8 protein-coding genes are annotated in these 14,827 nt (G+C 38.8%); all 8 read left to right on the forward strand.

The window, feature by feature from the left end; all coding sequences use genetic code 11:
- The first annotated feature begins 177 nt into the window (after window positions 1–177).
- The 8 genes from IM793_RS06365 to IM793_RS06400 all read left to right on the forward strand — a co-directional run bounded on the left by IM793_RS06365 (window position 178) and on the right by IM793_RS06400 (window position 14,795).
- Complete coding sequence (locus IM793_RS06365; RefSeq protein ID WP_193420248.1) at window positions 178–846, forward strand: DUF3826 domain-containing protein; 669 nt, start codon at window positions 178–180, stop codon at window positions 844–846.
- A gap of 458 nt (window positions 847–1,304) precedes the next feature.
- Entirely contained in the window at window positions 1,305–4,499 is a 3,195-nt protein-coding gene (locus IM793_RS06370; protein WP_193420249.1) for a TonB-dependent receptor, read from the forward strand.
- 10 nt (window positions 4,500–4,509) lie between these two features.
- On the forward strand, window positions 4,510–6,324 hold the full coding sequence (locus tag IM793_RS06375) for a RagB/SusD family nutrient uptake outer membrane protein (RefSeq protein WP_193420250.1): 1,815 nt from the start codon (window positions 4,510–4,512) through the stop codon (window positions 6,322–6,324).
- Between the two features lie 398 nt (window positions 6,325–6,722).
- A complete protein-coding gene (locus IM793_RS06380) occupies window positions 6,723–8,375 on the forward strand; it encodes a polysaccharide lyase family 1 protein (protein WP_193420251.1) in 1,653 nt (550 codons plus the stop codon).
- A gap of 75 nt (window positions 8,376–8,450) precedes the next feature.
- The gene (locus IM793_RS06385) at window positions 8,451–8,753 is read left to right on the forward strand and encodes a GIY-YIG nuclease family protein (RefSeq protein WP_193420252.1); all 303 of its coding nucleotides are present in this window, start codon (window positions 8,451–8,453) and stop codon (window positions 8,751–8,753) included.
- 217 nt (window positions 8,754–8,970) lie between these two features.
- On the forward strand, window positions 8,971–12,078 hold the full coding sequence (locus IM793_RS06390; RefSeq protein ID WP_227256155.1) for a DUF6298 domain-containing protein: 3,108 nt from the start codon (window positions 8,971–8,973) through the stop codon (window positions 12,076–12,078).
- A 202-nt stretch (window positions 12,079–12,280) separates the two neighbouring features.
- On the forward strand, window positions 12,281–13,681 hold the full coding sequence (locus IM793_RS06395; RefSeq protein ID WP_193420254.1) for a glycoside hydrolase family 140 protein: 1,401 nt from the start codon (window positions 12,281–12,283) through the stop codon (window positions 13,679–13,681).
- A 181-nt stretch (window positions 13,682–13,862) separates the two neighbouring features.
- Window positions 13,863–14,795, forward strand: coding sequence for a glycoside hydrolase family 43 protein (locus IM793_RS06400; RefSeq protein WP_370629762.1), 933 nt, complete (start codon window positions 13,863–13,865; stop codon window positions 14,793–14,795).
- Window positions 14,796–14,827: the final 32 nt, after the last annotated feature.

Raw genomic sequence — 14,827 nt, forward strand, 5'->3', positions numbered from 1 at the left:
GTTTATTAATAAATTATGAGACAAGGAAAAACAACCAAAAATTCCACTAATTTAGGCTGCCTATTTAAATATCCTCATCATTAAAACTGTTGGTGGTGGATGGATCCCGTTTAAAAATTTTATGCTTCAAAAATTGCAAATTCCATTAAAAATATATTCAACTAAAATATCAAATACATGAAATCATCCATTTTGGCCTTATTGTTAACGTTCTCTGGCATAACAGCCATTTTTGCACAGACGAATGCCGCTGCAGATAAAGAAGCCTATACCAAAATGATTACTGATCGTGCGGCTAAAATTGTGACCAATTTAGGCCTTAACGATGCCAGGAAAACACAAAAAGTAACGGTAATTGTTCGCGATCAATACAGCAATCTGAATGATATTTATGCCGCCCGTGATGCCAGGGTTAAAGAAATTAAAGAAAAAAATAAAGATAATAAGGTAGAGCGCGACTCGGCACTGGCAAAAGATGGCCGTATTGTAGAAACAGCTTTAAACAAACTGCACAAAAAATACATCAACAAACTTTCTGCTCAACTAACTAATGAGCAGGTAGAGCTGGTTAAAAACGGCATGACTTATAATGTGTTGCCCATCACTTACAAAGCCTATCAGGAAGAAATTTTAACACTAACCGACGATCAAAAAAAACAGATTCTGAACTGGCTAACCGAGGCCCGTGAGCATGCCATGGATGCTGAATCATCTGATAAAAAACATGCCTGGTTCGGTAAATATAAGGGCCGTATCAACAATTACCTTTCAGCAGCAGGTTACGACCTTAAAAAGGAAGGCATAGAATGGGAGAAAAGGCGAAAGGCCAAGGCTGGAGTCAATTAATTTCTAATAATTTAAGGGCATAAATTTTTTTATGATTTTTTATTTAAGAATACTTCATTTATATATGAATTTATTTATACCTTGTATGATCAATTAAAAAAGGTATAAATGCGCCTTAAATTTTGTTTTATGCTGAAAAATAATTCAAAATTTAACGGGGGAGATTAGCTAGAATTACCAATTTAATTATAGTTCGAATTATAATACATTTTCTAACCAGATAATTCACAGAGATCAAAATATAAATGAGCCAAATTACCTTAAATTTTTTGTCCTATAAATTTTAATAAGCGTTAGTTGATGTTATCTTTTTTAAGGTAATAAAATGATCGCCTGTTACCGATAATTAATTTACGACGGTAATTATTATGAGGCCAAATTAGAGATGCCCGAACATTAAATGGAAGAACCTTACTAAGTCATCCAAAAATCAAATTAAAAACTAACCAAATAACAATATGAACTTAAAATTTTTACGCAAGATTTCTTTGCCTTTGCTGCTGATGCTCATGGCAAGTATAATGCTTTTTGCCCAGGACCGAAAGGTTACAGGTAAGGTTGTTGATCAATCCGACGGGAGTGGTATTCCCGGGGTGAATGTGAGCATCAAAGGTATTCCCAGCAATGTAAGCACTAATGCAGATGGCATTTACACCATCCAGGTAAAATCTGATGCAGATGTTCTTGTATTCTCGTTTATAGGTTACATAAGGCAACAGGTAATAGTAGGTAAACAAGCCAATATTGTAGTGCGTTTAGTTCCGGAAAACAAGAACCTTGATGATGTAGTTGTTATTGGTTATGGCACGCAGAAAAAAGCCAGTTTAACGGGTGCAATATCTACTGTTAATATGAAAGCTATTGAGGATATTCCGACAACGAACCTTGCAGCTGCATTAAGAGGTCAATTGCCCGCTGTAAGTGTTACAGGTGGTGTTGCGCGTCCCGGAGAAAATGCTACAATTACCATCAGAAACCCAATATTTTTTGCCAAGGACGGTAAAACCGATCCACTTTATGTGATTGATGATATTCAAAGGACTATTACTGATTTTAATGCACTCGATGCCAGTGAAGTAGAAAGCATAACCATATTAAAAGATGCAGCAGCGGCTATATACGGTATTTTAGGTGCAAATGGTGTGGTACTGGTTAAAACAAAACGTGGAAAACCGGGAGCTCCGAAAATCAGTTATAGTGGATCTTATGGACTAACTGATGCCACGATGCTGCCGAAGATGATGAGTGGTTTAGAGCAGGCTGTTTATCTAAATGATTATACTCAGGCGCAAAATAATTTTCTGGTACAGCCAAATGGAAACTACACAAATCCTACAACCAGTGTAACCACCAAAATAACATCTTACTATACTCCTGATGAACTTGATTATTTCAGTAAAAACAGTCAGGATTATCTTGCTCAGGCCTGGCAGTCATCGTATATTATGCGCCATGCTTTAAATATTACCGGAGGTACCGATAAGGCAACTTATTTTGCCGGAGGAAGTTACACCAGTCAAAATTCAAATTTTAAAGGGGTAAATACAGATCGGTTAACATTCAGAGCAAGCGCAGATGCGAAAGTTGCCAATGGCTTAAAGGTTGGTGTTTCGGTTAGTGGCAATATAAATTACAACAAAAGATATTATTTTAAACAAGGGTCTGAAAGTTTGGATAACGATTTTAAATCGTTACTGGCATCACCACAATTTGTTCCCTTTTATGTAGATGGTTTACCTGTGTTGCAGGCACCCAATACGGGCACGGTTGAAGGAGCAAACTTTTTCGAAGTTCAAAGATTAAACAATTATACGCTTCAAAATACAACAAGCATCAATCTACAGGCTACAGCAGAATATGAAATCCCTGTTGTAAAGGGATTAAAGGCCAGTTTAAATTTTAATAGAAATATCAACAACGATTTTAGCAAACAGTATGGTACCAGGTATAATTTATACCAGTTTGAAGGATTAGGTGATAATAAACATATTGTTGGAGGTAAAGTAACCAATATCATATCGGCAAAAAATGGAGATATCGTTCGCTTTACACCAGGGCGTTTAGATGTTTACCAATTTAATGGATTATTATCTTATGCACGTAAATTCGGAAAGCATGACATTTCTGCAATTGCCTTATTTGAGCAACAACACACGTCAGGAGAGAGCCTTGCCGTATCTCGTGAGGGAACTTTAGTTGGTGGTTTGGATAATATGAATTTTGCAACTGGCCTACAGGCTACAGATCAGGTAGGACGTTTAAACGAATTTGGCAGGCTTGCTTACGCAACTCGTATTAATTATTCTTACGCGGATAAATATTTACTTGAGGTATCCTTACGTACAGATGCGAATAATAATTTCGCACCCGGGCAGCAATATGGCTTTTTCCCTTCAGCCTCGCTAGGCTGGGTAATATCAGAAGAAGGCTTCTTTAAAAATAAGGTGAAGTTTGTTAACTTTTTAAAAATAAGAGGATCGGTTGGTTTATTGGGTAATGATAGCTCGAAACCATATTTATATCAGGAAAATTATAAACTGGAGACAGGCAAATCAGCTGTTTTTGGCGGCAATAATGATAGAGGCTTAAATTATGCGCCAAACATTATCATTGCCAATGCAAATACAACATGGGATAGTAATTTAAGTACAAACTTAGGTGTGGATGCGCAATTTCTTGATAATAGGTTGTCACTAACAGCAGATGGTTTTTTCGCACACCGTTACAACATGCTTTCAGCGCTTACTTCATCTGTGTCGGTACTTATTGGTGCAAACCCACCAACGGAGAATTTTGCAAAAGTTAATACTTTTGGATACGAAATATCAGCAGGATGGCGAGATAAAATTGGCAAAGATTTCAGCTACAATTTTAATCCTTTTTTTACCTGGAGCGATAATAAGTTATTAGTTGCCGATCAACCATTGGGTAATGTGGGTACTTATCTTGATATCCTGGGGCAATCAAGCGATAGAGGAGCATTTGGGTATCATTATTTAGGTATGTTCAGATCTCAGTCAGAAGCTGATGCCTTTGCTGCAGCTAACCCAAAATATACTGTGCTCGGACAAAAGCCAGTGGCAGGTATGTTATATTATGCAGATGTTAGAGGGCCAAAAGTTAACGGTGTATATACCGGACCAGATGGTATTGTTGATGAGAATGATCAGGACTATCTGACAGATAAATCGAGCAACCATTATGGGTTGGGTTTAAACTTTGGAGGTGCTTATAAAGGCATTTCACTTAATGTTACTATGGGTATGTCGTTCGGAGGACAAGATGCTATAGAAGGCGATGCAAGAAAACGTGCAACCAGTACTGTTAACCGTCCGGCTTTCTGGTCTGATCACTGGACTCCTGAAAATCCGAATGCCAAATACCCAAGCCCATACTATAGTGCTACATACGACTTAAATTCGTCATTCTGGTTTGTTAACAGTTACACTTTTAGGGTAAGCAACATCAATTTGGCCTATAGTTTTCCGGCTAAAATTACCCAGAAAATGGGCATAGGAAGTTTAAAAGCTTCAGTAATCGCCACAAATCCTTTTAATTTCTATAATCCTTACACCTATAGAGATAATGCATCATCATACAATGTTTATCCAAATCTTCAGTCTCTGTCTTTCGCACTAAATGTTGGATTTTAATTTTACGAAAATGAAAATACATAAATTATTAATATTCGCTTTACTTGTTGCATCGGGAGCAAGTAGCTGTAAAAAAGTTCTTGATAATGTTGATGAAAATTATGCGGTTGCAGGTCAGATTTTTAATGATTCGACATTAGCAGTTTTAAACCTGAATGTATTGTACGATTCTAATCTGCCATCCTGGGCAGGCGTAAATTCAGGAAGTGCGATTGCCAATCCGAGTGGTCTTTCAGATGAGGCCTATAATGACAATAAGTTTTTTAGGGGCACAATAAGTAACAATGATGTTGGCGATATTGGAACAGCAGTAAATGTTTCCAATAACTATGGCAAAATCCGTTTAATCAATACTTTTATCAGAGATGTTAATGCCGGCACCTTACCTGCAGGCACAAAAAACCGGTTAATAGCACAGGCATTGTTTTTCCGTTCATTTAGATACTTCGATCTTGTGAGGTTATATGGTGGCGTTCCGTTGGTATTAACACCACTTCAAGCTGTGGGCGATGAAGCCAAAGATGCGGCCTTGTTGCCAAGAAATAAGACCTCAGAGTGTATTGCACAAATTACCAGGGATTTAGATACCTGTATTAAATATCTCCCTAAAAAGTGGGCAGGTACTGCAGACTGGGGTAGGATTACCGCAGGAGCTGCCGCTGCATTTAAAGGAAAAGTCTTGTTAACCTATGCCAGTCCGCAATTTGTTACAAATGAAGCGAGCGACCCTAATAATCCGGCAACAATTGTAGAACGTTGGGAGAAAGCATACACTGCGAATCAGGAAGCTGTGTCTTTGCTAACCGCATACGGATGGAAGCTTGCTGCATCTTATGATAATATGTGGTTTACTGAAGTAAATAATCCCGAAGCTGTTTTGGTTACGGGTTACAATAACTTTAATACTGCCACAAGCAAAAATAACGGTTACGACAACAGCGCAAGGCCATCTTATTTAGGAACCGGAGGGGGGAGCTATCAACCAACATGGGAGTTAGTTAAATCTTATCCAATGCTTGATGGTAAGGCACCGGGCACATCAACCAGGTATGTTTACAGCGATCAGAATTTTTATAAAAACAGAGATCCCAGATTCGATAAAACTATTGCTTATAATGGCGCAAACTGGCCAATTGTCGGAAACCAGAATTACAGGTTATGGACATATTTTGTAAGCAATAGAACTGTTGAGCCTGGAACAGCCAGCTCCACTGGTTTTTACTGCCGTAAAGCCATTGATCCTACTGTTTTACAGAATAATGTAATCTATTCTGGTACGGACTGGATGGAGCTAAGATATGCAGAAGTGGTTTTAAATTTGGCAGAATCTGCGGCGGCGACAAATCGTTTGCAGGAAGCTTATGACAATTTAATTCTGATCAGAGCAAGGGCTGGAATTGAAAAAGGAACTGATAATCTCTATGGGCTTAAAGCAGGAATGAGCCAAACCGAGTTGATTAATGCCATAATGTATGAAAGACAAATTGAATTTGCCTTTGAAGGAAAACGTTTCTGGGATTTAAGGAGAAGAAAGCTGTTTTCAACAGTATTAAATGGTAAAATAAGAACAGGCAAACAATTTAACCTCATTACAAGCGGTGCTCCGGCAAGTCTTTCAACTTCACCATATGTAGGCCGTGATGCACTTTCTACAGATCAGGTTTATACTTACATGACTATTCTTCCTAAAACTTTAGATAATGGTTATACGATTAATTGGAAAGATGAATATTATTTCTTTGGTATTCCAACCTCATCGATTGCCAATAATCCGAAAATAGAACAAACAAGAGGCTGGGGAGGAAGTTTCGATCCACAGCTTTAGCAAGCAGCAAAATTTTTAGGGCGGTTTGCTCACCGCCCTGGTTTTTTATATTTGGTTTTTAGAAAAGGGAACATTAATTTGTTTCCTTTTTTCATTTAAGAATGTTACATTTATATATGAATATTATTTCTATCTTGTAACACGGTTGTAGAAATGAATTTTATTTGTTACAGCCATTTTAACCAAATGAAAAGATGGTACAATACCTGGCCAAAATTATACAGTAAACAGCCAATTTTTGCATGCAATTTTGAAATATAATATACTTTCTAACCAAAACTGATAACCAAAGAAATAAACAGAAATGAGCCGATTTTTATAAAATTCCCGATTGACAATTTCATCAATCAAAAAATATCAGCTAAATTTCTTTTACTTCTTTAACGGGCAAAACACAAATGAAAAAGAACTTTTTAAATCTGTTGTTCACAACAGCATTAATGCTCTCCGCAAACTACGCATCTGCGCAATACCCGAATATACCGCCTGAAGTCAAAAAATCTTCCGATTCAATGATGAAAGAAGCTTATCACCAGTCAGACATTGCCTGGGAAAAAGCCAAGCCGATTATAGCGAAGGAAGCTGCAGAGGGTAAGCCATATATTCCGTGGGCTGGCCGACCTACCGATCTTCCTCAATCTAAATTATTGGCCTTTCCTGGTGCAGAAGGGGGAGGTGCATATAGTTTTGGTGGCCACGGCGGCAGGGTAATTGTAGTTAAAAATTTAAACGATAGTGGTTCCGGTTCTTTACGTGATGCCTGTGAACAAGGTGGTGCGAGAATTGTGGTTTTCAATGTTGCAGGAATTATTAGGTTGAAAACACCATTGATTATTCGTGCCCCATATATTACCATTGCTGGCCAAACTGCACCTGGAGATGGTGTTTGTGTAGCTGGCGAATCAGTTTGGTTAAATACCCATGACGTTATTGTTCGCTTTATGCGTTTTAGAAGAGGTGAAACTTTTGTAGGCCGCAGAGATGATGCCATTGGCGGAAATCCGGTTGGCAATATTATGATCGATCACGTTTCTGCCAGTTGGGGATTGGACGAAAACATGTCCATGTACCGCCACATGTATAATGATAGCACAGGTAAAGCCGAAGAAAAATTAGGAACGGTTAACATTACGATCCAAAACTCTATTTTCTCTGAAGCTTTAGATTATTGGAATCACGCTTTTGGGAGTACCTTAGGTGGCGAAAATTGTGCCTTTGTACGTAATCTTTGGGCCGATAATGGTGCCCGTAATCCATCAATTGGTTGGAACGGCATTTTTAACTTCGCCAATAACGTAGTGTTTAACTGGAACAACCGCTCCACAGATGGTGGCGATTATACCGCACAGTACAATATCATCAATAACTTTTACAAACCTGGTCCGGTTACTGAGTTAAAAGACCCGATCAGCTACCGCATTTTGAAACCAGAATCTGGCCGTAGTAAATTACCTTATGTTGTTTTCGGACGTGCTTATGTAGCTGGAAATATTATTGAGGGCAATGAAAAAGTAACCAAAAACAACTGGGATGGAGGCGTTCAGCTGGAAGATAAAAAAGGAAATTTAATGTCTTATGAGCAGGCGAGTAAATATTTCGCAGCGATGAAAGCTAAAGATCCATTCCCGATGCCTAAAATTAGCATTATCCCAACGTTACAGGCAAAAGACTATGTATTGGCAAATGCAGGTGCTACTTTACCAAAGAGAGATCCGGTTGATACCCGCGTAGTTAAACAGGTAGCTACCGGAAAAATTGAAGTTCACCCTAACGCTAAACCATCTGCATTTCAATTCGAACACCGCAGATTACCTGGCGATTCTTACAAACAGGGTATCATTACAGAAGTTTCTCAGGTAGGCGGTTATCCGGAATATAAAGGAACGCCATATAAAGATAGCGACGATGATGGCATGCCAGATGCATACGAAATTAAAAATGGCTTGAATCCTAAAGATGCGAAGGATGCTATAAAGCTATCGAAATCAGGTTATTCGAATATTGAAGTATATTTGAATAGTTTGGTTGATATTGATAAAGTGAGACCGTAGAAAATTTCTAATTATACTGTCATTCTGAACACAGTGAAGAATCTGCAGGCGATGGAAACGTAACTTTAATATAGCATGAGCCATAATTACTTTGTCTACATCTTAACAAACAAGAACAAAACTGTTTTGTATACAGGCGTAACAAATGACTTAGAGGTTAGACTTAAACAACACGTTGGGAATAGAGAAAATAAATTTGCTTTTACTTTTAAATACAACTGTCACTATTTAATTTTTTTCGAAAGACATCAGTTCATTGAACATGCAATTGAGAGAGAAAAAGAAATTAAAGGCTGGACTAGGAAAAAGAAAAATGAATTGATTGAAATTGTTAATCCAAATTGGAGATTTTTGAATGAAGAGATAATTGAAAGATAAACCTCATCAAATAGCATTATGATTCTGAATGTAGTAAAGAATACGCATGCTATGAAAACAAAACATTAATAAATACTGCTAGCAATGGAAGAGAATAGGCAGAGACAGTAGGAAATAAGTTGCAGATGCTTCGTGCCTCAGCATGACAAATACAAAATAATCAATGCCAAAAACTAACCATATATTAAAAACCATACAACTAAAAACCTTAGCCATAATGGCAATCGTACTTTTAGTTGCAAATTTGTCTTTTGCGCAAAAAACAAAGTCTGTTGAGCCACCAAAACCCATTTATAAAGGAAAAGATGGCAAAATGGCTTATACTCCTGATGCCGAAGGAAACCGGATTCCTGATTTTTCTTATGCAGGTTACATGGCTGGCGAAAAAGCCATTCCTAATGCAACAATAAAAGTAGTCGTTCCTGTTTCAAAGGGTGATGCTACCTTAAGGATTCAATCTGCCCTAAATTATGTAGCTAAATTGCCAATCGGAAAAGATGGTTTACGTGGAGCGATTTTACTAGAAAAAGGAACTTACGAAGTCGCAGGAACATTGCGGTTATCAGCATCTGGAGTGGTACTCCGTGGTAGTGGAATAGGCAAAAATGGAACGAAAATTTTTGCAACTGGTTTAGATAGGATTGGTGTAATCAGAATTTTAGGCGAAAAAAACAAAATAGAAAAACAGGCAATCGCCATTACAGATGCTTATGTGCCTGTAAATTCAAATAAAATTACTTTAGCAAGTACCAACGAATTTAAAGTTGGCGATAAAATCATCATCAACCGTCCTTCAACTAAAGAATGGATTGAAACCTTAAAAACCGTAGAATTTGGTGGTGGCGAAAGTGCCTTAGGCTGGAAACCAGGAACCAGGGATATCCATTGGGACCGTAAAATTACGGCAATAAACGGATCAAGCATTACTTTTGATGCGCCAATTACTACTGCATTAGATGCTAAATATGGCGGAGGCACCGTTTCAAAATACCAGTGGGAGGGCAGAATTGCCCAATCGGGTGTAGAAAACCTAAAAATCGAATCCGATTATCATAAAGAAAATAGTAAAGACGAATACCATCGATGGACGGCCATCTGTTTGGAAAATGCACAGGATGCATGGGTTCGTCAGGTTGTTTTTGAGCATTTTGCAGGTTCTGCTGTTAATGTACTCGAAACCGCTAAAAGAATTACCGTTGAAGATTGTAAATCACTTGCCCCGGTTTCTGAAATTGGTGGTGAACGAAGGTTTACATTTTTAACTACCGGTCAGCAAACACTTTTTCAAAGGTTATACTCAGAATATGGTTACCACGATTTTGCTATTGGCTTTTGTGCTCCGGGGCCAAATGTTTTTGTACAATGCCAATCTTATTTACCTTTCAGTTTCAGTGGTGCTATTGATAGCTGGGCATCTGGTGTGTTATTCGATATTGTAAATATTGATGGACAGGCCTTAAGTTATTTAAACCGCGGACAAGACGGACAAGGGGCGGGCTGGAGTGCCGCAAACAGTGTGTTCTGGCAATGTAGCGCTGCAAGGGTAGATAATTTTCAGCCACCAACTGCTCAGAACTGGGCATTCGGAACATGGGCGCAATTTGCCGGAAACGGTTATTGGGACATGTCTAATGAACAGATTCAGCCACGAAGCTTATATTATGCGCAGTTAAAAGATAGATTGGGTAATGAAGCCGATAAACGGAACTTCGTTCTTCCTGTAGAAACTGAAGCATCCAGCAGTCCGCCGATAGATGTAGCTCAAAAACTCACTAAACTGGCTTATAAACCTGCTTTAACGGTTTCAGGATATATTGACGCCGCGCCAGATCGGAATAAAATCCCGACAGATGCTGGTCAGGTAAAAAGCATAGATAAAATTGGCTTGGATAAAGTCGTTAAACCTGTACTTTCAGATGCAATGACGATCAAAAATGGCTGGTTGGTGCGTGGCAACGAAATTGTGGTGGGTAATCGTCAGGATGTGCCCTGGTGGAATGGGAGTGCGCGTCCGTATGGATTAAAAAACACTAAATTTCATGTCACCCGGTTTGTTCCCGGCCGGTCCGGAAATGGCTTAACCGATGATCTTGAGGAGATTACCGATTCGATGAAAAATGGCACTGTTAAAGTGCTTGATCACAATTATGGACTTTGGTACGACAGGAGAAGAGACGATCACGAACGCATCCGCCGCATGGATGGCGAAGTATGGGCTCCTTTTTACGAATTGCCATTTGCCCGTAGCGGGCAGGATAAAGCCTGGGATGGTTTAAGTAAATACGACATCACCAAATATAACCTCTGGTATTGGGATAGGTTAAAGCAATTCGCTAACCTTGCCGATCAAAAAGGCCTGGTTTTAATCCATGAGAACTATTTCCAGCACAATATTATCGAGGCTGGTGCGCATTATGCTGATTTTCCCTGGCGTACCGCAAACAATATCAATAATACTGGTTTTCCGGAACCTGTGCCTTATGCCGGCGATAAGCGCATTTTTATGGCCGAGCAGTTTTACGACATCACCAACCAACACCGCAGGGCAATCCATAAAGCTTATATCAGAAAATGTTTAGAGAATTTTGACGGAAATTCCGGTGTCATTCAATTAATCGGTGCCGAATTTACGGGTCCATTGCATTTTGTTCAGTTCTGGATCGATACCATTAACGAATGGGAGAAAGAAACAGGCAAACACCCGATTATCGGTTTAAGTGTGACCAAAGATGTGCAGGATGCAATTTTAGCCGATCCAAAACGCGCCGGAGTGGTTGACCTGATCGACATACGTTATTGGCATTACCAGGCCGATGGAAGCGCTTATGCACCACAGGGTGGATTAAGTTTGGCACCCCGCCAACATGCCCGTTTGCTAAAACCGAAGAAAACGGCCTTCGAAGAAGTTTACCACGCGGTATCCGAATACAAAAATAAGTTTCCTGAAAAGGCAGTGATTTATTCGGCAGATAGTTTTGATAGCTTCGGATGGGCTATTTTAATGGCTGGAGGTTCGCTATCTAACGTAAGTAGTATAGATGCTTCTATTTTAAATCTTGCGTCCTCTATGAAGCCATTTCTTCCGGCAGGCAAATCAGCAAAGCAGTACGGATTGAAAAATGCGGGCAAAGCTTATATTTTATACAACGCCTCTACTGAAGCCATCAATCTCGATTTAAGTCAATTTTCTGGAAAATTTAATGTTAAAATATTGAATACTAAAACAGGAAAAGCCCTTAAAGAAGAGAAAATAAATGGTGGATCTATAGTGGAATTAAATAAAGCAGCAGCAGGTGACGAAGTGATCATTGTAAATAAAATATAAATTGAGTTTTGTCATTCTGAGCGCAGAGAAGAATCTTCAGGCGATGGAAACAAAACGTTAATAAACCATTATTAAAAATGGATTGAGCAAACATAAGCTGTGTACATAATAGGCAAGAGATGCTTCGTACCTCAGCATGACAACACGTTTTTTATTGGTGGGTATCTACACCCACCAACATAGTAAATATATTAAACTGAATATGAACCTTAAATTAAAAATATTTCTGCTTGCTGTGCTTTCTTGTTTCGCTTTTGGCTGCAAGAAAAAGCCTCATTTTGGCGATAAAAGTCTTTTAGTGTCAGAAAACGGACGGTATTTAACGACTGGTGATGGCAAGCCCTTCTTTTGGCTTGGCGATACAGGCTGGTTGCTGTTCGGTCGTTTAACCCGCGAAGAAGCAAATATTTATCTCGAAGACCGTAAACAAAAAGGTTTTAATGTAATTCAGGTGATGTTATTACATGATGTGCCTTCGAGAAATGTGTATTTAGATTCATCAGTTGTTCATGCCGATGTTTCAAAGCTGATGCTTACACCGGGCAATGATCCGAAAGATTCAATAGCTTACGATTATTGGGATCATGTGGATTATATCCTTGATCAGGCAGCAGAAAAAGGCCTTTATATGGCCCTGGTTCCGGTATGGGGTACCAGTGTGAAAAATAAAAAAGTGAATAAAACGCAGGCAAAGGCTTATTCTGAGTTCCTGGCAAAACGTTATAAAGATAAGTGGAACATCATTTGGCTCAATGGTGGCGATATTAAAGGTACTGATGGTGCAGATGTTTGGAATACCATTGGCGAAACTTTAAGGGCAAACGATCCGAATCATTTAATTACTTTCCATCCCCGGGGCAGAACTGCTTCCTCACAATGGTTTCAAAATGCAAAATGGTGTGATTTTGATATGGTTCAATCTGGTCACCGCCGATATGATCAGGACACCTCTAAAAACGAAAAACTGCATTATGGTGAAGATAACTGGAAATATATCGAAGCTGATTATAAATTAAAACCTACTAAACCTACTATTGATGGGGAGCCTTCATATGAAGATATTCCACAAGGATTGCACGATACGCTCCAACCACGCTGGACAGCTAGCGATGTGAGAAGATACGGTTACTGGTCGGTTTTTGCAGGTGCCTTTGGTTATACTTATGGTCACAATTCGGTGATGCAGATGTACAAGAAAACAGATTTAAAACCTGCTTATGGTCCGAAAGACCATTGGATCACTGCCATTAATGCTCCAGGCGCAAAACAGATGCAATACCTGAAAGATTTAATGCTTTCTCACTCTTATTTCGATCGTGTGCCCGATCAAACTTTAGTGGCTGGAAAGAATGGCGAAAAATACGAACGGGTTATTGCGACAAGAGGGGAAGAATTCGCGCTGCTTTATACTTACACAGGTAAAAATTTCAGTGTACAAATGGGCAAAATCGATGGTGATGAGGTTAAAGCTTCGTGGTTTGATCCAAGAACTGGTAAAATCATGGCAATAGGAGAATTTGAAAATAAAGGAATTAAGGAGTTTAATCCTCCTGGTGAGCCTGCAAATGGCAACGACTGGGTGTTGGTGTTGGAGGAGATATAACTAGTTAAATCGTCATTTCGACTGAAGCGCAGCGAAATGGAGAAATCTATTACAATAATCTAATAGGGATGTCACCCTGAGCGAAGTCGAAGGGTAATCCTTAACAAATTACAAAATAGGTCTTCGCCTGCGCGGGAATGACGATAATTAAAGAATGAAAATAACGAAAGAATAAAAAACAGTGTTTAAACCCAATTCCATAGCATTATTTCGCTTAGCCATTATAGGCCTGCTTCTTTGTGGCTTAACATCCTGCACAAGACAGACTTATTTATTTACCTCTTTCCACGAGCCGGCAAACGAAGGATTAAGGCTTTTATACAGTTATGATGCTTATCACTGGACAGATTTAAATAAAACTTTTTTGAAACCAGCGGTTGGGACCCAGAAAGTTTTGCGCGATCCATCAATTGTTCAAGGGCCGGATGGAACATTTCATTTGGTTTGGACCTGCAGCTGGAAAGGCGACAAAGGTTTTGGTTACGCCAGCTCAAAGGATCTGATCAATTGGAGTGAGCAGAAATTCCTTCCGGTAATGGAAAGCGAACCAAAAACCGTGAATGTTTGGGCACCTGAGATTTTCTATGACGATGAGAAAAAAGAATATATAATTATCTGGGCTTCAACTATTCCGTTTCGCTTTTCTAAAGGAATGGAGGAAGAAGAAAATAACCATCGGATATACAGCATTACCACAAAAGATTTTATAAGCTTCTCTAAACCTAAATTGTTTCTAGATCCTGGTTTTAGTGTAATCGATGCAGTGATTGTGAAAATGGCAAGAAAAGATTATGTATTGGTTTTAAAAGACAATACACGCCCGAATAGAAATTTAAAATTAGCTTTTGCAAAAGATTCACCAGGACCTTACGAAAATGTTTCGGACACTTTCAGTCCGAAATTAACAGAGGGGCCAACTGTGGTAAAAGTAAAAAATGACTGGCTGATTTATTTCGATGCTTATGGACAAAAAAAATATTCAGCCTATAAAACTGCCGATTTTAAGACTTTTAAAGATGTAACAGCAGAGGTTTCAATCCCTGAAGGGCATAAACACGGAACGATTATAAAAGTGAATAAGAAAGTGATTGAGGAATTGAAGAATAATAGGTAGGTTTTTAATACGGTCGTCATGCTGAATTTATT

Source organism: Pedobacter sp. MR2016-19, from assembly GCF_014947265.1.
Classification (GTDB): Bacteria; Bacteroidota; Bacteroidia; order Sphingobacteriales; family Sphingobacteriaceae; genus Pedobacter.